Source organism: Ensifer sp. 22460 (assembly GCF_052044935.1).
In the GTDB taxonomy this organism is placed as follows: domain Bacteria; phylum Pseudomonadota; class Alphaproteobacteria; order Rhizobiales; family Rhizobiaceae; genus Ensifer.
Genome location: NZ_JBQENZ010000005.1, coordinates 92,147 through 111,122, shown reverse-complemented (window position 1 = coordinate 111,122; position 18,976 = coordinate 92,147). Strand labels below are relative to the sequence as shown.

At 63.1% G+C, this 18,976-nt stretch carries 15 protein-coding genes; 3 read left to right on the top strand and 12 right to left on the bottom strand.

Annotation, left to right across the window (positions count from 1 at the left end):
• Positions 1-56: 56 nt before the first annotated feature.
• Positions 57-1,322 carry an MFS transporter gene (locus ACTJKM_RS08000; protein WP_113512118.1) on the top strand — a complete coding sequence of 422 codons (1,266 nt, stop codon included), beginning with the start codon at positions 57-59 and terminating at the stop codon, positions 1,320-1,322.
• Between the two features lie 109 nt (positions 1,323-1,431).
• Here ACTJKM_RS08000 and ACTJKM_RS07995 read toward each other — a convergent pair whose 3' ends face one another.
• On the bottom strand, positions 1,432-2,268 hold the full coding sequence (locus ACTJKM_RS07995) for an oxidoreductase (protein ID WP_058330144.1): 837 nt from the start codon (positions 2,266-2,268) through the stop codon (positions 1,432-1,434).
• A 116-nt stretch (positions 2,269-2,384) separates the two neighbouring features.
• Between ACTJKM_RS07995 and ACTJKM_RS07990 the strand changes: the two genes are divergently transcribed.
• Entirely contained in the window at positions 2,385-3,356 is a 972-nt protein-coding gene (locus ACTJKM_RS07990) for a LysR family transcriptional regulator (RefSeq protein ID WP_063893443.1), read from the top strand.
• A gap of 43 nt (positions 3,357-3,399) precedes the next feature.
• Here ACTJKM_RS07990 and ACTJKM_RS07985 read toward each other — a convergent pair whose 3' ends face one another.
• The 3 genes from ACTJKM_RS07985 to ACTJKM_RS07975 form a co-directional block, all read right to left on the bottom strand.
• Entirely contained in the window at positions 3,400-4,341 is a 942-nt protein-coding gene (locus ACTJKM_RS07985) for an MYG1 family protein (RefSeq protein WP_058330044.1), read from the bottom strand.
• Between the two features lie 178 nt (positions 4,342-4,519).
• Entirely contained in the window at positions 4,520-5,080 is a 561-nt protein-coding gene (locus ACTJKM_RS07980; protein WP_156437208.1) for a hypothetical protein, read from the bottom strand.
• 235 nt (positions 5,081-5,315) lie between these two features.
• On the bottom strand, positions 5,316-6,110 hold the full coding sequence (locus tag ACTJKM_RS07975; RefSeq protein ID WP_440660164.1) for a hypothetical protein: 795 nt from the start codon (positions 6,108-6,110) through the stop codon (positions 5,316-5,318).
• Positions 6,111-6,630: 520 nt separating this feature from the next.
• On the opposite strand from ACTJKM_RS07975, the gene ACTJKM_RS07970 reads away from it, so the two are divergent.
• Positions 6,631-7,074, top strand: coding sequence for a hypothetical protein (locus ACTJKM_RS07970; protein ID WP_057255277.1), 444 nt, complete (start codon positions 6,631-6,633; stop codon positions 7,072-7,074).
• An 88-nt stretch (positions 7,075-7,162) separates the two neighbouring features.
• On the opposite strand, the gene ACTJKM_RS07965 is transcribed toward ACTJKM_RS07970, so the two are convergent.
• The 8 genes from ACTJKM_RS07965 to ACTJKM_RS07930 form a co-directional block, all read right to left on the bottom strand.
• Positions 7,163-8,275 carry an ABC transporter permease gene (locus ACTJKM_RS07965; protein WP_058330047.1) on the bottom strand — a complete coding sequence of 371 codons (1,113 nt, stop codon included), beginning with the start codon at positions 8,273-8,275 and terminating at the stop codon, positions 7,163-7,165.
• Between the two features lie 2 nt (positions 8,276-8,277).
• A complete protein-coding gene (gene rbbA, locus ACTJKM_RS07960) occupies positions 8,278-11,064 on the bottom strand; it encodes a ribosome-associated ATPase/putative transporter RbbA (RefSeq protein ID WP_113512124.1) in 2,787 nt (928 codons plus the stop codon).
• Positions 11,064-12,134 (bottom strand): HlyD family secretion protein, encoded by a 1,071-nt coding sequence (locus ACTJKM_RS07955; protein WP_057255274.1) that lies wholly within the window; start codon positions 12,132-12,134, stop codon positions 11,064-11,066. Before ACTJKM_RS07955 ends, rbbA begins: the two co-directional genes overlap by 1 nt.
• A gap of 263 nt (positions 12,135-12,397) precedes the next feature.
• Complete coding sequence (locus ACTJKM_RS07950) at positions 12,398-13,213, bottom strand: ATP-binding cassette domain-containing protein (RefSeq protein ID WP_440660161.1); 816 nt, start codon at positions 13,211-13,213, stop codon at positions 12,398-12,400.
• A 53-nt stretch (positions 13,214-13,266) separates the two neighbouring features.
• Positions 13,267-13,986 (bottom strand): siderophore-iron reductase FhuF, encoded by a 720-nt coding sequence (gene fhuF / locus ACTJKM_RS07945; protein ID WP_082663781.1) that lies wholly within the window; start codon positions 13,984-13,986, stop codon positions 13,267-13,269.
• The gene (gene fhuB, locus ACTJKM_RS07940; protein ID WP_440660159.1) at positions 13,983-15,947 is read right to left on the bottom strand and encodes a Fe(3+)-hydroxamate ABC transporter permease FhuB; all 1,965 of its coding nucleotides are present in this window, start codon (positions 15,945-15,947) and stop codon (positions 13,983-13,985) included. The genes fhuF and fhuB overlap by 4 nt, the downstream gene beginning before the upstream one ends.
• Positions 15,944-16,825 carry an iron-siderophore ABC transporter substrate-binding protein gene (locus ACTJKM_RS07935; RefSeq protein ID WP_440635840.1) on the bottom strand — a complete coding sequence of 294 codons (882 nt, stop codon included), beginning with the start codon at positions 16,823-16,825 and terminating at the stop codon, positions 15,944-15,946. The genes fhuB and ACTJKM_RS07935 overlap by 4 nt, the downstream gene beginning before the upstream one ends.
• A 19-nt stretch (positions 16,826-16,844) precedes the next feature.
• Positions 16,845-18,959, bottom strand: coding sequence for a TonB-dependent siderophore receptor (locus ACTJKM_RS07930; protein WP_440660158.1), 2,115 nt, complete (start codon positions 18,957-18,959; stop codon positions 16,845-16,847).
• Positions 18,960-18,976: the final 17 nt, after the last annotated feature.

The following is an 18,976-nucleotide window of genomic DNA, read 5'->3' as shown; positions in this document are numbered from 1 at the left end:
AAATCGCTATCCATAAATTTGGTTTCATTATTAAACCGAAATAAGGAAGAAGTCCAATGGATGGTAGAGCTGCTGCGGCGTCGATCGACGCCGCAAACGACGCTGCGCGCCCAAATGCCGGAGATGCCACGGCATCACCGTTGACGCGCCCGATGATGACACTCTTCGCCTTTGCCTCTGGCCTTGCGGTCGCCAATGCCTATTTTGCCCATCCCCTGCTGGATGTGATGGCCGCGGATCTCGGCCTTTCGCAGATAAGCGCCGGTTTGATCGTCGGCGCGACGCAGATCGGCTACGCGCTCGGCCTGGTCCTGCTTGTTCCTCTTGGCGACCTTTTCGATCGCCGCAAGGTCATCATCATTCAATCCCTGCTTTCAGTGGTCGCGCTCGGCTTCGTCGCCCTTTCGGCCAACGCCGAAATGCTGATGGCCGCGATCGCGGCGGTCGGCATGCTGGCCGTCCTGACACAGGCGCTGGTCGCCTATGCGGCCAGCCTGGCCCAACCGTCAGAACGCGGCCGGGTGGTGGGGTTTGTCACCAGCGGCATCGTGATCGGCATCCTCTCCGCACGCACCGTCGCGGGCCTTCTGACGGATCTCTCCGGCTGGCGATCGGTCTATCTTGCATCATGTGTCGCAACGCTCTTGATCGCCGGCCTGCTGTACAGGTTGTTGCCGCACCAGAGACGGGAAACGAGCAAGCTCAGCTACCCCCGCCTTGTCGGCTCCACCTTCAAGCTGATCTGGGAAGAGCCGGTGCTGCGCACCCGCGGCGTGATCGCCATGCTGATCTTCGCGAACGTGACGACCCTGCTCACCCCGCTTGTCCTGCCGCTGAGCGCACCGCCCTTCTCCATGTCGCATACCGAGGTCGGCCTCTTCGGTCTGGCAGGGATCGCCGGGGCTTTGGCCGCTTCTCGTGCGGGCCATTGGGCCGATCGCGGATTTGGCCAGGCGACGACGGGGATTGCACTCGCGCTTATGCTCATCGCATGGCTGCCGATCTCATTGCTGCATCACTCGATCCTGTGGCTGATCGCCGGTGTGCTCGTCCTCGACTTCGGGCTCCAGGCGGTCCACGTGACCAACCAGGCCCTGATCTATCGCGTCCGTCCGGAAGCGCAGAACCGACTGACGGCAGCCTACATGCTCTTCTATTCGCTCGGCAGCGCGATCGGATCCTCTCTGTCCACGGTCGCCTATACGCATGCGGGATGGAACGGCGTCTGCCTGATGGGCGCGGCGATCAGCCTTACCTCGCTGCTCTTCTGGCTGGCGACAAGACCTACGGGATCCAAGCATGCGGAAGACGCGCAGCGTTGAACGGTTGAGTGAGCTGCGACAGCGCGGACCGAGGTTGGCTCAGCCAACGAGAAGGCCCCGCACGATGGCGGGGCCTCTGAGGGAACGGTCGACCGCCGCTCCTCGACGCTTATGCGGCCGGTTCAAAGTCGGTCGAGAGGGACACGGCACGCCATTGGGCAAGGATTTCTGCGTCCGATGCGTGCTTGGCTTCGATCGCGGCCACCGTGTCGCTGCCAAGCGGCAACCGCACCGGCGGATTTTCGGCATCAGCGAACGAGATCAAGACCTCTGCCAGCCTGTCGGGATTGCCCGGCTGGTTATGGCTGATCTCCTTCGCCTTGCTGCGAACGAAGCCGGCCGTCTCGGCATAGTCCTCGATCTCGATCGGGCTGATGCCGAGTGAGGTCGAGTCGAGAAAGTCGGTGCGGAAGTAACCGGGTTCGATCGCCGTCGCATGGATACCGAGCGGGGCAAGCTCTGCTGCGAGCGCTTCGGTCAGGCCTTCAACGGCAAACTTCGTCGAGCAATAGACCCCGAAGCCAGGGCCGCTGCGATAGCCGCCGATCGACGAGAAGTTCAGGATGCGTCCCGAACGCTGGCGGCGCATGTGCGGCAGCACGGCACGGGTGACGGCCAGCAGGCCGAAGACGTTGGTGCGATACAGGGCCTCGATCTCGGCACCGCTTGCCTCTTCGACCGCACCGAGCAGTCCGTAGCCGGCATTGTTGACCAGAACATCGATCCGGCCAAAGCGGGCGATCGCCTGCCCGACCGCCTGATGCGCCTGGGACTCGTCGGTAACATCGAGCGCTACGGCCAGAAGGTTGGGTTGCTCGCCGAAACGCTCGGCGATCGCCTTCGGATTGCGCGCCGTCGCGACGACCTGATCGCCCTTGGCGAGTGCCTTTTCCACAATGAGGGCGCCAAATCCACGGGATGCCCCGGTAACGAACCATGTATGCATGTGAACCTCCTGTTTGTTTCGCCGCTCCATCGTCGGCGGCTGAGAAGGTTTTACCGCGCTCCATCTGCTGAGATAATCGACTGGATTCTCCTTGAGCTGATGAGTAAGATTCATCAATGAGAACCGTATCGCCTTCCGACCTGTCCTCCTTCCTGGCTTTGGCCCGGCACCGAAGCTTCCGCCGCGCCGCCGACGAGATCGGCTGCACGCCATCGGCGCTCAGTCATGCCCTGAAGGCGCTTGAAGAACGGCTTGATCTTCGCCTCTTCAACCGAACGACCCGCAGCGTCGCGCTGACGGAAGCGGGCGAACTTCTGCTCGCGCGCGTCGCACCCGCCTTCCGCGACATCGAGGATGCGCTTGACGACCTCAACAACTTCCGGGGCGCACCTGTCGGGCGCTTGAAACTCAATGCGGCGCGCGCCTCCGCGAAGATGGTGCTTCTGCCATTGGTCGCGCGTTTTCTCGAAGCCTACCCGAAAATCAGCATCGAGATCGTCACCGACAACGACCTCGTCGACATGGTATCGGAGGGTTTCGACGCCGGCGTTCGTTTCGGCGAGGTCATCGCGCAGGACATGATTGCCGTCCCGATCGGGCCGCGCCAGCGCACCGCAATTGTGGCAACGCCTTCCTTCTTCGAGCGCTTTCCAAAACCGACCGCTCCCGATCACCTGAGGGAACTCCCCTGTGTCGGACTGCGCTTCGGCAGCGGCCGGCTTTACGCATGGGAGTTTGAGCGCGGCGGCGTGGAACTTCAGGTCGAAGTGAGCGGCCCCCTGATCGTCGACGACCAGGACATGATGGTGGACGCTGCCCTTGCGGGCGCCGGCGTGACCTTCACCTTCGAGGATCAGGTGCTGTCGCTGATAGACGAAGAGAAACTTGTTCGGGTGCTCGAGGACTGGTGCCCCTACTACGGCGGCCTCTATCTATACTACCCCAGCCGACGGCAAATGCCGGCGGCGCTACGCGCCTTCGTCGATTTCATCAGGACTGCGGGTACCGCCTCACCAAGAGTTAACGCGAAGCTGCTTCAGCGACCCACCGCGCCACGGTCGGACCATGACGCCGCCGCTTCCGGCTAAGGCCGGAACAGGCGAAGGTGCCCGACGCGGGACATCCCCTGGCCTACGCCTTGGTTTCCATTGCGGGCGAAATAGCCTCCGCGACGGCCAGCTCGGCCATGGCAAGGGCAGCTTCGCGCGTTGCGGCAGCCGCGATGAAGCGGCCATTGTGGCAGAAGCTTGCGCCCGCGACCCCGCAAGCCGCTTCCAATTCGCCGTTGGTCAGGCCGGCCCAGGCGGCGGGCAGATCTGCGCGAAGCTCAAAGCCCTCATCTGCCTTGCGGATGCCCGTCAGGCACCAGTCTTTGTCGCGCGGGTGAACGACGAACAACAGGTGATCGGCGCCGGCCTTCACGACGGCCGGACGGAAGGGCATGCCCATCGGCAGCTCGAGAACGCGACCATCCCCGGCTCTAGCGATTTGCTGAAGGACAAGTGCCTCGGCTCTGAGCTTGGCGAAGCGCTGCGCTACGCCGGCCTCGACGAGCGTACGAGCAATCGCCAGGGCCGCCTGAAAGCCGCGATCGTCAGCCTCCTGGCCGGCCTCGTCGAACACCGGCTTCAAGGTTTCCAAAAGCGCCGGCAGGGTGAGCCCTGCGAGCGGTCCGGCGACGGAAGGGTCGAGCGCGCCATTGTCCACCAGGTCGACTGGAAGCACGAAGCGTGCGTCAAAGGCCGCATGGACCGCCTCGATATGGTCTTCAGGAACGCCTGAAGCGGCGAGATAGTCGCGGCCATAGTGCTTCCAGATCAGCCCGAACGAACTGTAGGGCTGGCCGTCTTCTCTTAACGGCGCGCCGCGCTGGTGATGATCGAAGATGCCGGCAGCAGGGTCATACTGGCCACCCACATCGTAAACGATACGGTCTGCACCGGGCCTGATCCATTCCGCAGCCCGGCTGCGGATCAGACGCGCCTGCGGGAACAGCCGCGTGAGAATGACGGTGGACAACAGTTCGTCGGCATGAAAGCCACCGGAATGGGTAACGAGAAACTCTGGGATCATCCCGATTGGCCTTATGGTTCGTTGAATACGGAGCGCACCACATAGCCATTGCTTGCTGCCACCTCAACCCACCATCGCTCCTTGCCTGCATGAAGGACCGCATGCGCCGCTTGGGGATCTTGGCGGGAGACGGATCAACGGCCGAGACTGGCCGACAAATATTTGGCCCCGAGCGCAGCTACTCCAGATCCATCGTGGTGAAGACCCGGCAATTGTCGGGCGCAGGCGTGCCTTTGCAAATCTGCGCATCGACGAGTTGGTCCACGGCCAGCGTGTTCGTCAGCAGAAGTGCCTTGAACAATTGCCAAAAACCGGGATTGCCATCCGCATCGCGCTGGCCCTCCGCCAGCGTCTGGTAGCGCACGCCCATTTCATCGTAGTAGGCCGCCAGCTTTTTGCTGCTGGCTTCGTTTCCGGTCACCATCGGAATGCCGCCGATTATCGTTTCCTCGCCCGCGAGCCTTCGAGTGCCGGACGCAAGGATCAGGGCGCAAGCTTCCATGCATGCTCCGCGCGAAGCCGCCTCGCCGACAAAGTCAGCGCCTCTGTCGTCGTTCGCCGTGCAATTCTCTTGATCGCGCTGGCATCCGACAAAATTGGTCGTGCCCACCGCCACGCTCAGCTTGTTCTTGCGGACGAGGCGTCCGATTGCCATGGCGGCGGCAGCATCCCCGCCGGAAGAGGTAAGGACCAGCGGCAGCTTTCTGCCTGCGAGCACCTTCAAGGTCGCCTTCAGCAACGCCGGCGTCTTCGCACCGATGACGCCTTCGGCGGAAATCCATTCCGGACATGTCGGCTCGCAACCGGATTGGTTCGAGCGTACGACGACGAACCGCATCTGCTGTTCTGCCGCCATTGCCGGCTGTTGGATCGATAGGCCTGGCGTCGCCAGACACATCAGCAGCGCCGCCCGCCGAAGGCTCGCCAAGACCCTGCGTACAGGGAAACTCCCTCCTGACATCCCTATCTCCAGCCTAACGCTTCAGGTCCGACATGACGAAAACCCGACAATTGGCGGACGCCGGTACCGTTCTGCAGGTCTCGACCGAGGTCAGCAATTCGACCCCGCCCAGCTGCGTGATCAATTTCATCTCGGTCATCGCGACGGGTTCGATCTTGCGCATATCGGAGGCGGGCGTGATCTTCATCAGATCGATAACCGTGCGGCCGATGCCCATTTCCGCGAGGTAGGCGGTCAACTCGCGCTCCTGCGCCCTGGTCATCTCGTAGATCTTGCGGCTGCCGACATTCTTGCGGCTGACGACCTTCTTGCTGGTCACCTTCTTCTTGCCGTTGACGATACGGTACTCCTCCCGATACCGCGTCTGGGTCTGAACGAAGACAGTGGTGATCTGGTGAACGCCGAGATAGGCCCAGTGCCCGGCCACTCGGCGGGTTCCGCCGGCGAACATCAGCGGACAGGCCGAATTGCAGTAGGCTCCGCCCGAATAGGCGATACCGATATAGCGGGCGCCCTTGCCGTCGTTTTCGCGGCAATCCTTCTGCTGCGGCTGGCAACCGATGAAGCGGGTTTTGCCGACCGCCACTTCAAGCCTTCGCGCTCTGATGAGCCGCCCTAGCGCCAGCGCAGCGTCGACGTCTCCCCCAGGTGACGTCACCACGACCGGCAGGCGGCGCTTGCCGATGGTTTTGAGCAGCTTCTTGAACTGCGCCGGGCTTTCGCGAACGATCGTCCCCTCCGCCGATATCCACTCCGGACAGGTTGGCTCGCACCCTGGCTGACCGCTGCGAACCACGAAGAACTGCATGTCAGCGCCGCCGGCCGGCGCCGCTCGAACCGTCGCGGCCGAGGCCAGGAGCCCAACCAACAGACAGACAATGACCACTGAACGCGAGAAAACTTCTCGTGGAAATGCCATGCCGATCAAAAAACTGTCCCTCTCCCGACTGTCCCTGCGCCGGCGGTCCAGGGATCTCGCCCGATCCCTTTTCGCATCAGCGTGGTGCGCGGCCCCCCGCAAATTTCATTCTGCAAATATGCCTATCAAAACAAACAGTTCTTTCGCATCCATTGATGCGATCGTGCGCGGGATGGCGAAAGAGAATTGAAAGTTGCGTCAGTCAATAATGAAACCAAAGATAGCATGGAGCCTGAATATAAGGCAACGATCATGGACGCGGAATCGGCTGCCGGAGCGATGCGATCGGCCCGCCTAAGCCATTGCAGCGAGACGATAGTTGTTCGCGCGGCAGCGATCAGACGCCGAGGGGCTGGATACGCCGCGGACGCTTTGACAACATAGGCGCTCAAGGCAGGATTGCGATTCGATGACGATTTTCTTTAAGGCAGCAATTTCCGACGACGTGGCATTCGGAATGATCGAGCGGTGTTTTTCCGACCCGGATGATTATGACGGCTATCTCGATATCTTTGGCGATCACACCGAGCGGACCGTTTCATGGAGCAAGGGCAGGTCGGTGGACGAGTTCAAGGCTGAGATAACCGAAGCATTGCGATCGGCCTGGGAAAGCGCGCGTTTCTGGCAGGTATACGAGCGGCGCGAAGACCGGGACGATGCCGGAACCAATGAAATCCGGCGCGCCGCCATCAATCTGACGCGCACCTATGGCGGCGTCATCGTGATCACGTTGAGCCTGCTTGGCAGACGCAGCAGCACGCACGATCTCGAACTGGTGTTTGTCTGCTTCCAGGAAGACGCCCAACGCCGGAATTTTCGCGTGCGCTACGACGGAAAATTCATTCCCGCCTGACGCCTTGCGTGGTGCAAAAAATAGCGTTTCTCCGACCAGGCCCTGATCGGCCGGCGGCACGCTTGCCGATCAGCCACACCTGGCAGGCCTACTTCAGGAAAGCCCGGAAGCGCCGCATGGCAAAGGCGAAGAGGATGGCGCCGATCAGCAGCAAGGCAAGAAGCTGCGGCCAGACTACGTCCAGACCGGCATCGCGAAAGAGAACCGCCTGCGCCAGAATGACGAAGTGGGTATTTGGGGCTGCCAGCATGATGTTCTGGATGAACTCGGGCATGCTTTCGCGCGGCGTCATTCCCCCGGACAGGGCCTGTAGCGGCAAGAGCACAAGCATCAGCAGCAGACCGAACTGCGGCATGGAGCCGGCAATCGTGGCAAGCAGGATGCCCATGGAGGTGGTCGCAAAGAGCTGCAGGGCCGTTGCCAGCAGGAACAGCGCGAACGAGCCCTGCACCGGAACCGCAAGCGCGCCCTTGACGACGACGATCAGCGAGACCGCCGAGGCGAGCAGCACCACGAGCCCCATCGACCAGACCTTGCTGACCATGATTTCGAACGGGGTCACGGGCATGACCAGGAGGTGTTCTACCGTCCCGTGCTCGCGCTCGCGGATGAGGGCGGCACCCGTGAGCACGATCGACAGGATGGTGATGTTGGTGATGACGTTCATGACTGCGCCGAACCAGCCCTTGTTGAGCTCCGCATTGAAGCGGGCACGCAGAACCAGATCGACCGGCAGTTTCTGCTCGCTGCGGTGTCGGTCAAGGAAGCCCGCGACCTCGCCGGTGACGATCTGCTGGATGTAGCCGTTGCCGGAAAAGGCCTGGCTCATGCGCGTCGCGTCGACATTGAGCTGGATGGTCGGCGAGCGACCGGCCAGCAGATCCGTCTGGAAATTCGGCGGGATATCGAGCGCGAAGGTCTCGAGCCCCTGGTCCATGCGGCGGTCCATTTCCGCCGGCGTGATCATCTGCGGCGGCACGAAATAGGGCGGATAGAAAGCCGTCGAGATCCGCGTCGAAACCGGCGAGCGGTCCTCGTCGACGATGGCGATTGCCGCACGGTTCAGCGTTTCCGGCATTGCGGTCGAGCCGGTATAGACCGAGAGCGTGAAGGAATAGACGATCAGGATCAGCAGGATCGGATCGCGCCAGAGCCCCCAGAGTTCCTTGATGCCGAGATGGTAGATATGGGACAGGCGCATCGTTACCTCGCCTGTTTCTTGAGGGATAGCGTGCCGATCGCGAGCAGCACGGGCACGGCGATCAGCATCGGCACGAAGGCGCCACCGAGATCACCGAAGCCCAGAGCCTTGGAAAAGGTGCCGCGGGCGATCGTCATGAAATGTGTGGTCGGGTAGATCTGGCCGATGAAGGCACCCGCCCCTTCGAGCGAGGAGACCGGATCGATCATCCCGGAATACTGGATTGCGGGAATGAGGGTCAGGATCGCCGTGCCGAAGATCGCAGCGATCTGGCTCGACATGAAGGTCGAGATGACGAGCCCCATGGCCGTTGCCGCCGAAACGTAGATCAGCCCCGCGGCCGTCCAGGCGAGCAGACTGCCGGTAAACGGCACTCGAAAGACGAAGATCGCGAATGCCGTCAGCAGCACGAAATTGAGCATCGCCAGGGCAACATAAGGGATCTGTTTACCGATCAGGAATTCGAGCCGCGTCACCGGCGAGACATAGAGATTGACGATCGACCCCAGCTCCTTCTCGCGTACGACGCTGAGCGCCGAGAGCATCGCCGGGATCAGCATCAGCAGGAGCGGGATGACCGCCGGCACCATCGCAACGATGCTCTTGACATCAGGGTTGTAGCGGAAACGCGTCTCGATCTTGAAGCTGCCGGTGGTCGCAGCCGCCCCATAGCGTTCGCGGATCTTTCCGGTCAGCCAATGGGCGTGCAGTCCCTGCACATAACCCTTGACCGTTTCGGCACGGCTCGCCATCGCACCGTCGATCCAGGCGGCAATTTCAACCGTATCGCCGCGCGCCGCATCGCGGGCAAAGCCCGGCGGGATCTCGATTGCCAGGCTCAGTTCGCCGTTGCGCATGCGCCGGTCGAGATCGGCATAGTCGGTGATCGGATCCTTCTCGATGAAGTAGCGCGAACCGGCGATTTCGAGAATGTAGTCGCGGCTCGTCGTCGTCTGGTCGCGGTCAAGCACTGCGAAGGTCAAATCCTCGACGTCCATGTTGATGCCGTAGCCGATGACGAACATCAGGATGACCGTGCCGATCGTGGCAAGCGTCGCGCGGATGGGATCGCGCACCAGTTCCAGCGCTTCGCGGCGGGTATAGCTGAACATCCGCCCGACGTCGAAAAACCCTGACTTCGGAGGCCGTTTGGTCTCGGCCGATCGTTCGGCGACCGGCTCCAACGGCGCCTTAGCCCTGACCACGGCGGGCGCCGGCTGCTTTGCCCCGGCGATCGCCTCTTCCAGATAGGCGATGAAGGCCTCCTCCAGCGTCGAGGCGGACCGGCTTTTCATGATGCCGGCCGGCGTATCGCTGACGAGCACCTTGCCCGCATGCATCAGCGACATGCGATCGCAGCGCATCGCCTCGTTCATGAAGTGGGTGGAGATGAAGATCGTCACCTGATCGTTGCGGGAGAGATCGACGAGGATCTGCCAGAAACTGTCGCGCGCCACGGGATCGACGCCGGACGTCGGTTCATCGAGGATGAGGATATCGGGTGAATGGATCAGCGCGACCGCAAGCGAGAGCCGTTGGCGCACGCCGAGCGGCAAGGCGTCCGGCAAGGCCTCCATCACATCCGAGAGATCGAAGCGCTTCGCCAGTTCCTCGATCCGTTTGGGAATGCTGTCCGCCGCCATGCCGAACAGCTTGGCATGCAGCTCGAGGTTCTGCAGAACCGTGAGCTCGGTATAGAGCGAGAAGGCCTGCGACATGTAACCGACGCGGTGGCGCACCTCCATGTCACGCGGGTCGACCTCGCGGCCAAAGAGTTTGGCCGTCCCTTCGCTGGCGGCAAGCAGGCCCGTCAGCATCTTCATCGTCGTCGTCTTGCCGCAGCCGTTGGAGCCGAGGAAGCCGAAGATCTCGCCGCGGCCGATGCGGAAGCTGACATTGTCGACGGCGACGAAATCGCCGAAGCGCATGGTGAGGTTGTTGGCCTCGATGGCGATGTCGCCGCCCACCCCTTCCGGACGCGGCGGAATGACGACGTCGTGGTGCTCGCGCCTGAGTTCCTCGGGAAGCAGCGCGATGAAGGCGGCGTCAAGCGTGTCGACGCCGGTCTTTTCAAGCAGTTGTTCGGGCGTGCCCGTGGCCAGCACCCGGCCCGCATCCATCGCGACCAGCCAATCGAAACGGGCCGCTTCCTCCATATAGGCGGTTGCCACGATGACGCTCATGCCCGGCCGCTCAGTGCGGATCTCATCGATCAGTTCCCAGAACTGCCGTCGTGACAAAGGGTCCACGCCGGTCGTCGGCTCGTCGAGGATCAGGAGATCGGGATCGTGGATCAGCGCGCAGCAAAGCCCGAGCTTCTGTTTCATGCCGCCGGAGAGCTTGCCCGCCGGACGGTCGGCGAAAGGGGCAAGCCCGGTGCTTTCGAGCAGGCTGGCAATCCGCCTCTCGCGCTCCTCGCGATCGTGGCCGAAGAGCCGGCCGAAGAAATCGACGTTCTCGAAGACGGAAAGGGTTGGATAGAGGTTCTTCCCAAGACCCTGCGGCATGTAGGCAATACGCGGGCAGGTCCGGCGCCGATGGCCGGCATCGGCAATGTCGCCGCCAAGCACCTCGACGCGCCCCACCTGTACGGCGCGTGCGCCGGCGACGAGAGACAGCAGGCTCGATTTCCCAACACCGTCGGGCCCGATCAGCCCGGCCATGCAGCCAGGGGGTATGTCGAGCGTCACGTCATCCAGCGCCTTCGTCTTGCCATAGGAAAGCGTGACGGCGCTCAGACGAACCACGGGCTCTGCCGGCCGCAGGCCGGCCCGATCAGGGGCTGCCATCACTGCACCAGCGTGCCGGTCTGGCTCGCCGGCCACTCTGCATTCGGATCGACTTTCACATAGGCGACGCCCGGAAGACCGGTTTTCACCATGCGGATGTATTTCTTCAGGAGTTCCTTCGGAATTTGCGCCTTGATGCGGAAGGTCAGCTTCTGCCGTTCTTCGGCCGTCTCCACCGTCTTCGGCGTGAACTGGGCGACATCGGCGACATAGGAGACCTTGGCGGGGATGATGTATTGAGGTGCTGCGTCCAGCACCAGCCGGACCTCGCTGCCGATCGAGAGGCGTCCGGCCTGATCCGTCGGCAGGAAGAACGTCATGTAGACATCGCCGAGATCGACGAGATTAAGCACGCGGCCGCCGGCCGCCAGCACTTCGCCCGGCTGGACCACACGATACTGAATACGGCCGTCGCGCGGCGAGACCAGGGTGCTGTCGTTGATGTCGGCGATGATGCTTTCGACCGACGCCTTGGCCGCCTCGACCGAGGCTTCGGCATCGACGACCTGGGACTTCGCCGAATTGATCGCCGCATTTGACGCGGCGAGCGATGCTTCCGCGGCGCTGGCGGCAGCGCGCGCGCCCTCGGCGGTGGCCCTGTCGTCGTCGAGCACCTGTTGCGAAACGGTGCTCGTCTTCACGAGTTGCTCGGACCGGGCGAGCCGCCGCTCGGCAGCGTCCAGTTGTGCGCGCCGCTGCGCGAGGACAGCCTCGGCCGCGGCCTTTTCCGCTTCGCGCTGCGTGACCAGGTTCTTCGCCGCTTCGACGCTGATGATCGCACGCTGCTGCTGCGCTTCGGCCTGCCGCTTGTGCGCTTCCAATTGCACGGTGTCCATCTGGGCGAGCACCTGGCCGGCAGTGACGAAATCGCCCTCATCCACCAGGATTTCCTTGATCCTGCCTGCCGTCTTGGTCGAGATATCGATCTCAACTGCTTCTATGCGTCCGTTGCCGCTCGCGATCCCGGCGGGTAGCGCATTGCGATCCATGTTCTGCCAGGCATAGTAGCCGCCCGCGAGCGCCAGAATGACCAGACCAACCAGGAGCCAATTCTTCCGGGCTTTTTCCATTTCAGCGTCCCACCATCAAAACGGACCGCGAGAATATCCCGCGACCACTCAAACACAACCGGGAATAGGCCCGAAGGACGAGGCTGCCGCATTGACTCATGTCAATTGCGGGTCAGGCGCCTTGGTGCCAAATGCCGGGTTGTTATTGGGATCTGTGGCTCTTGATCGCTTGGGACGGCGAAGCCCGTCCTCGCCGTTCGAGCAAACGGGACCTCTGTTCAGTACGCGCTCGGTCGGACTATCGGCCAGATTCGTGGCATGGCCTACCGCGCCAGCGCGACGCGGCGTCCGCTGACGGGCTGTTCCAGAACATCCATCTGCACGTCGTAAATCCGCGCCAGTTCTTCCGGCGTCATGATGTCGGAAGGCGTGCCCTCCGCGATAAGGCGGCCGGAATGGAGCGCCACGATGCGGTCGCAGAAACGCGCGGCCATATTGATCTCGTGCAGTACCGAGATGATGGTGATGCCCTTGTCCCGGCAGAGGTCGCGGGTCAGTGCCAGCACCTCGAGCTGGTGGCCGATGTCGAGGGCGGAGATCGGCTCGTCGAGCAGCAGGCAGGTGGCATCCTGGGCGACGAGCATGGCAAGCCAAACGCGCTGGCGTTCCCCGCCCGACAGACTGTCGACCTCCCGGGTGACAAACGGCTCGATGCCGGTGACCTCGATCGCCTCTTCGACCTTCGCCTTGTCGGCCGCCCCGAAGCGGCCGAGCGCGCCGTGCCAGGGATAGCGGCCAAGTGCGATCAGTTCCCGTGCCAGCATGCCGGGTGCTGGCGGCGTATTCTGCGGCAGATAGCCGAGCCGCCGGGCGAAGGCCCGCGTTCCCCAGCCAGCAAGCGGCTTTCCCTCGAAATCGATACGCCCAGTGGTCGGCGCGAGCTGTCGCCCGATCAGCTTGAGCAGCGTCGATTTGCCGGAACCATTATGGCCGATCAGCGCGATGGAATGCCCGACCGGGATCTCCAACGTCAGAGGGTGCAGCAGGTTGCGCCCATCGATCGCAAAGCTCACATCATGGAGCGACAGAACGGCCTGGTCGCGGGCGATGGGTGGAGTTTCAGTCGCGTGGTTCTGCATCTTTTCGTTCCGGGCAGGATCGCTGGACCTGCTGTTGGTCTCATCGATAGATATCATTGACGGCAAAAGGTCGAAGCATTGATCGGGCAGGCTGTGCCGCATTTCTTCAGGCCGTCGAGCTTGTAGCGGATGCAGCAGACCTTGCGCTGGAGACAGGCACCGCCCGCGACACCCGGGATCGTCTGCGTCAGCCGAAAAAGGGGATGGTCCGCAGCGATCAGCGTCTCCATCTCGCGCAAGCGCGCCGCGACATCTACCGGCATGGCCTCCTGTGACCAAAGATCATCAACATGACGGCAGGCGCGGCAAAACGCGAAGGACGCATTGCTCCAGTGCACCCGTTCGGACGTGGCCGTCACGTTCGCCATCCGGACGATCAAAGGTCGCACATTGTCTTCGACAATCCCCCGCAGGCGCGCGCTCAACGGAGCGGGAGCCGCGCGTTTCAGCACGAACCGGACGGGCGTCGCCATATCGGATAGGCCGACCTGAACGTCCGGTAACGTCATCGAAAACCAGATGTCGTGAACGAGGCCATAGGCGATAACGGGTCTGAGCAGCCGGCCGAAGTAACCCTGCGTCCATAGCGACGCCGCGGCCCGGCGATCGCCCGGCCCCCACCGCCGCAACAGTCCATCCAGTGCGTTCGCAACCGGCCCTGGCTCGAGAATGCTGTCCAGGCTGACGAGATCATCGTCTTCAGCCGGCACTGCGTGGCTCAGGGCTGCATCCGCGAACGGAATCGGAAGCACCGGAAGCTGGTTCACCATCATCTGTGCCGTCCCAGAAGCCAGATGAGGTAGGGCGCGCCGACGAGTGCCGCGAAGAGGCCGAGCGGCAGCTCGTAGGGGAAGGTCGCCGTGCGGGCGCCGAAATCGGCAAGGGCCATCAGGATCGAGCCGAGCAGGAACGAGCCTGCCAGGTGCTGCGGCGCCGTGACGAGACCGGCGCGCAGGACGATATGCGGCGCGACGAGCCCGACAAAGCTCAAGGGCCCGACAAGCAGGGACGCCGCACCGGTCGCAGCACCCGAAAGAAGCAGAAGAAGCACGCGGCTCAACCGCACCGACAGGCCAAGCGACAGGGCGATCGACGGTCCGAAGGGCATGATCGTCAACCAGCGGCTCAACAGCAGTGCCGCGGCAACGACGAGCAGAGAAAGAATGCCGAGGAAAATCGCAGTCGCCGGCGTTGCCGTGGATGCCGAACCACCGAGCCAGGAGAGAATTTGCCACGACCGCTGATCACCGATCGCCAGCAGCGCCGACAGGACGGCCGAACTGAAGGAACCGACCGCCACGCCCGCAAGCAACAGCTTTTCCGGCGGCAGATGCCGGCGGCTGGCAAAGACCAGCACCGCCAGCATGGCAATGAGCGCGCCGAGCCCGGCGCCAGTGAAGACCACGACTGTGCCGCCATCCGGCGCGAATGTGAGCGCTGCGGCAAAGCCAAGGCCGGCACCGCCGCTGACGCCGACGACCTCGGGGCTGGCCATTGCATTGCCGGTCATGCGCTGCAGGATCGCGCCGGTCACGGCCAGCAGGCCGCCGGCCGCGGCAGACGCCAGGAGCCGAGGCCATCTGAGCGGTGCCAAGTCGAGCGTCTCCGCCCAACTCAGGATCTTCCAGCCATGTCCGGACGGCCCGACGACAAATGCGATCGCGACAAGGACCGGCACGAGAACCAGAAAGGCGGCAAATGCTATTTTCAGATTGCCGCGGTGAACGCTTTCCCGCGCCTCGTGCGGCACTTCCATGCTTCGCACCTTGGGCAGAAGCCAGAGCAGCAAAGGACCGCCAACAAGTGCGGTGACCGCGCCCGTCGGAAAATTCTCGCTGGAGGCACGCGCGACGGTTTGCACGATGCCGTCGCAGAGCCAGAGGAAAAGCGCCCCCGCAAGTGGCGACAGCGCGACGATCGCCGCTGGGCGGCGGGCACCGCAGGCGCGCACGAAGGCTGGGGCGGCAAGGCCGACGAAGCTCACCAGGCCAACCGCTGAGGCGACGAAGCCGGCAAGTGCCGTGGCGATCGCGGCGATTGCGAAGCGAATGCCACCGAGATTGACACCCAGGCTGCGCGCGCTCGTGTCGCCAAGCCCCAACACCAACATCGGGCGGATCAACACGCCGGCAAACAGGCCGAGGAGCACCAACTCCAGGCCAAGGCTTTGGAACACTGACCAGTCCTGCTGACTGAGGGATCCGCCGTTCCAGGTCACAAGCGACATGAGGTACTCACCCCGCGCGAGTGTCATCGCTGCGGACAGGGCTGCGGCTGTCACCCCCACAAGCAGGCCGCAGACCACCATCGTCACCGGCTCGAAAGCCCGACGCCAACCGAGCGCGAAGACGATCGCCGCTGCCCCGGCGGCGCCGGCGAGCGCGACCAAAGTTCGGTGGCCGTCGACGATCTCAGGCACATAGAGCGTCGCCGCGACGATCGCGAGCTGGGCGCCTGCCGAGATGCCGAGGGTCGATGGATCGGCGAGCGGATTGCGCAGCAATTGCTGGAGAAGCGCGCCGGATAGGCCGAGTGCGGCGCCCGCGACCAGCGCGACCGCCGCCCTCGGGAACAGGCTATAGGCCAGGATGATCTTGTCGAGCGTGAGTTCGGCGGGAGGGGCCAACAGGTCTCCCCATTGCGCAAACGGGACCTGGCTCGATGCGGCCAGCGCGAAGAGCATGAGGCCGGCGAGCAGGCTGGCCGACAGGAAAGACCATGCCCGCATCGTCATCCGCGCCGATCCCCCGCAAGCATCGCCTCGACAAACAGGCGCGCAAACCGCAGGCCCGCAGTAACACCGCCATAGGGATTGACGTTGGCGAGCTGGATGACCCGCCCCTTGCGGACCGGCTCCAGCGAATTCCAGATGATGCTGTTTCGAAGGCCACTGCGCGCCTCGACCGGCACCTCGGAAACGATGACGATGCGTGCGTCGGGATCTGTCGCCAGGTTTTCGATCGAGACGGGTGCCGCAAAGGTGAAGCGCGAACGATCCGTCCAGGCATTCGGCAGCCCGAGCCGGGCGAGCATGTCACCGAACATGCTGTCGAAACCAAAGACGCGGACATGCCGCGCGTCGCCGATGTTGACGATATAGGTGGACCTGTTCGCGAAGGGAGCGATCGCATGCCTGGAACCTTCGATTTCGCCGGCTATCTCCTTCAGCAGCGCCTCCGCCCTGTCGGAGCGTCCGAGACGCTCGCCGAGTGCCTTGACCCCTACGAGCGCCTTTTCGAAAGGCGGCTCGCCCCGCACGTAGAATGGCAGGGAGAAAAGCGGCGCGATCCGGCCGAGCGCCGCCTCGTGGCGTACATAGAACGGCGAGATCAGTATGAGATCGGGCTTCAGGAGGTGAAGCAGTTCGAAATTGGGCGAGCCGCGCAGACCGAGATCGACGACATCTGCAGGTAAGTCGGGCTCGACGGCATCGCTTCGAAACTGAATGAGCTCCGTCGCGGCGACCGGGGTAAGGCCGAGCGCGCACAGCGTCTCCAGCATCGCCCAGTCGATCGCGGCTATGCGCAAGGGCGCGCCGGCCCTGGCCATCGGCGTGGCGAGCAAAAGCGCCGCGCCGAGAAGCAGCTCCCGGCGACTGACAAAAGGACCCAATGCCCGCTCTCTCAATTCGCTACCAGCTATAGGTCAGCTTCCCCATGAACGTGCGGCCGTCGCCGTAGTAGCAGCCGAACGAGCTGCAGCTTGCGACATAGTCCTTGTCGAAGAGATTTTGAACGTTGAGCGACGCCTTGTAACCATTCTTCTTATAGGAGAGCGCGAAATCGGCGAGCACGACCGAATCCAGTTCGAAGGTGTTGGCGCTGTTGCCGTAGCGCTGGCCGACATAACGCACGCCCGCCCCAATGCCGACACCTTCGAGTGCCGTGTCTTCCTGGAAGGTGTAGTTCGCCCAGAGGCTCGCCATATGCTCCGGCACGTTTTCGACGCGATTGCCGTCGTCGGCGCCCGCTGCGATCCGGGCATCCGTGTAGGTGTAGGCCGCCCGCAAATCGAGCCCTTGTGTTATGCTCGCGACACCTTCGAGTTCCAGGCCGCGGACATTGACCTCGCCGATCTGCGACGAAATGCCGGCGATGGTGCGCAGCACATTCTTCTGCTTGAGGTCGTAGACGGCCGCCGTGAAGAAGCCGTTCCAATCCGTGGGTTCGTATTTCACGCCGAGCTCGACCTGCTCGCCCGAAGTCGGCTCGAAAGGCCTGCCGTCCGGAGCAGCGCCGATCACCGGCTCGAAGGACGTCGAGTAGCTGACATAGGGCGCAATGCCATTGTCGAAGATATAGCTGAGGCCGGCCCTGCCGGTCAGCTCATGATCGTCCTGGTCGAGCGGACGGGAAACGCGCGAGAGCCCATTGAGCGACGTTCCCGAGCTGCTGGTCCAATCCTGCCTGAGGCCCAACGTTGCGCGCCAGCCTCCGAGCGCCAGTTCGTCCTGCACGTAGACGCCAAGCTGCAAAAGCTCGCTATCGACGGTCGTATCGAGCGTCGGCGCGATCAGCCGGATCGGTCCGCCATAGCTTGGCGAGCGCACGTCGAGCGGCGTTGCCTGGAAGAAGCGGGTGCGCACATTGTTGTCGAAGTAGCGATAGTCGAGGCCCACAAGCAGCGTATGGTCGACCTCGCCGGTCGAGAATTCGCCCTGCAGATTGTTGTCGATATTGACGGTGTTGAGCGCCTCGTCCTGGAAGGTCGCGTTTCGGCGGAGTGTCCGGCCGTCAGCGGCAAGACCAAGCGTCGACATGCCAAGCGACTGGTAGTCCCAGTCGAAGTCGGTGTAGCGGAAGTTCTGCCGGAAGATCCAGTTCTCGCTCAGGCGATGCTCGAGTTCGTATCCGAGGTTTGTCAGCGTGCGGCTGGAGCGGTCGAAGGATTCGTCGCCGACATAAAAGTCGCGCGGCAGGCGAAAGTCGGTGGCGTTCAGCGTATATTGCGGCGGCAGGCCCGAGGGCGTTCCGGGATTGTCGTGCTGGACGCTCGCAAGGATCGTCAGCTTGGTGTCCTCGTCCGGCTGCCAGGTCAGCGCCGGCGCAATGAAGTAGCGATCGTTGTCCAGTTCGTCGACCTGGGCAGCGGCGTTCTTGCCAAGACCGGTCAGCCGGTATGCAAAATCCGACTCCTCGCGAAGCGTACCGCCGAAATCGAAGAAGCCACCAAAGGTCTCGTAGCTTCCGCCCTGCACGCCGACTTCGCCGAAATTCTCGAAGACCGGCCGTTTGCTGATCATGTTGATGATGCCGCCCGGATTGCCCTGGCCATACATGACCGAAGCGGGTCCGCGAAGGACGTCGATGTTTTCAAGCCCGTAGATTTCAACGGCCGGTGCGCCGGCGGTGCGCATCATCCTGAGCCCGTTCAGGAACTGGACCTGGCGACCGTCGAAGCCGCGGATGATCGGCGCGTCGAAGCGGGGGTCGGCGCCGAAGGGCTGTGCGAAAACGCCGGGCGTGTAATTCAGCGCCTGCCCCACGGTCTGGGCACCCTGCGCCTCAATCTGGTCGTGCGTGATGACGGATACCGACTGCTGCGTCTCGAGCAGGGGCGTGCCGGTCTTCGAAGCGGTACGGCTCGACTTCGCCACATAGCCCTCGACGGGACCGCCGGCCTCCCTGTCGCCTTTCGCGACGATCGCCTCAAGCTTGGTCTCGGTCTGCTGCTGCGCCACTGCGTTCTGTCCGGCGGACCCCACGAAAGCGACGTACGTTAACAGCAGCCAATGAATGCGGGACATGGGATGACGAAAGCCTC

What these genes read in the sequence shown, in the direction of transcription:
- rbbA (WP_113512124.1), bottom strand. Translation starts at nt 11,064, where the DNA reads ATGGCAGCCCCTGATCGGGCCGGCCTGCGGCCGGCAGAGCCCGTGGTT.
- ACTJKM_RS07990 (WP_063893443.1), top strand. Translation starts at nt 2,385, where the DNA reads ATGAGAACCGTATCGCCTTCCGACCTGTCCTCCTTCCTGGCTTTGGCC.
- fhuB (WP_440660159.1), bottom strand. Translation starts at nt 15,947, where the DNA reads ATGACGATGCGGGCATGGTCTTTCCTGTCGGCCAGCCTGCTCGCCGGC.
- fhuF (WP_082663781.1), bottom strand. Translation starts at nt 13,986, where the DNA reads ATGATGGTGAACCAGCTTCCGGTGCTTCCGATTCCGTTCGCGGATGCA.
- ACTJKM_RS07955 (WP_057255274.1), bottom strand. Translation starts at nt 12,134, where the DNA reads ATGGAAAAAGCCCGGAAGAATTGGCTCCTGGTTGGTCTGGTCATTCTG.
- ACTJKM_RS07970 (WP_057255277.1), top strand. Translation starts at nt 6,631, where the DNA reads ATGACGATTTTCTTTAAGGCAGCAATTTCCGACGACGTGGCATTCGGA.
- ACTJKM_RS08000 (WP_113512118.1), top strand. Translation starts at nt 57, where the DNA reads ATGGATGGTAGAGCTGCTGCGGCGTCGATCGACGCCGCAAACGACGCT.
- ACTJKM_RS07985 (WP_058330044.1), bottom strand. Translation starts at nt 4,341, where the DNA reads ATGATCCCAGAGTTTCTCGTTACCCATTCCGGTGGCTTTCATGCCGAC.
- ACTJKM_RS07965 (WP_058330047.1), bottom strand. Translation starts at nt 8,275, where the DNA reads ATGCGCCTGTCCCATATCTACCATCTCGGCATCAAGGAACTCTGGGGG.
- ACTJKM_RS07995 (WP_058330144.1), bottom strand. Translation starts at nt 2,268, where the DNA reads ATGCATACATGGTTCGTTACCGGGGCATCCCGTGGATTTGGCGCCCTC.
- ACTJKM_RS07975 (WP_440660164.1), bottom strand. Translation starts at nt 6,110, where the DNA reads ATGCAGTTCTTCGTGGTTCGCAGCGGTCAGCCAGGGTGCGAGCCAACC.
- ACTJKM_RS07930 (WP_440660158.1), bottom strand. Translation starts at nt 18,959, where the DNA reads ATGTCCCGCATTCATTGGCTGCTGTTAACGTACGTCGCTTTCGTGGGG.
- ACTJKM_RS07950 (WP_440660161.1), bottom strand. Translation starts at nt 13,213, where the DNA reads ATGCAGAACCACGCGACTGAAACTCCACCCATCGCCCGCGACCAGGCC.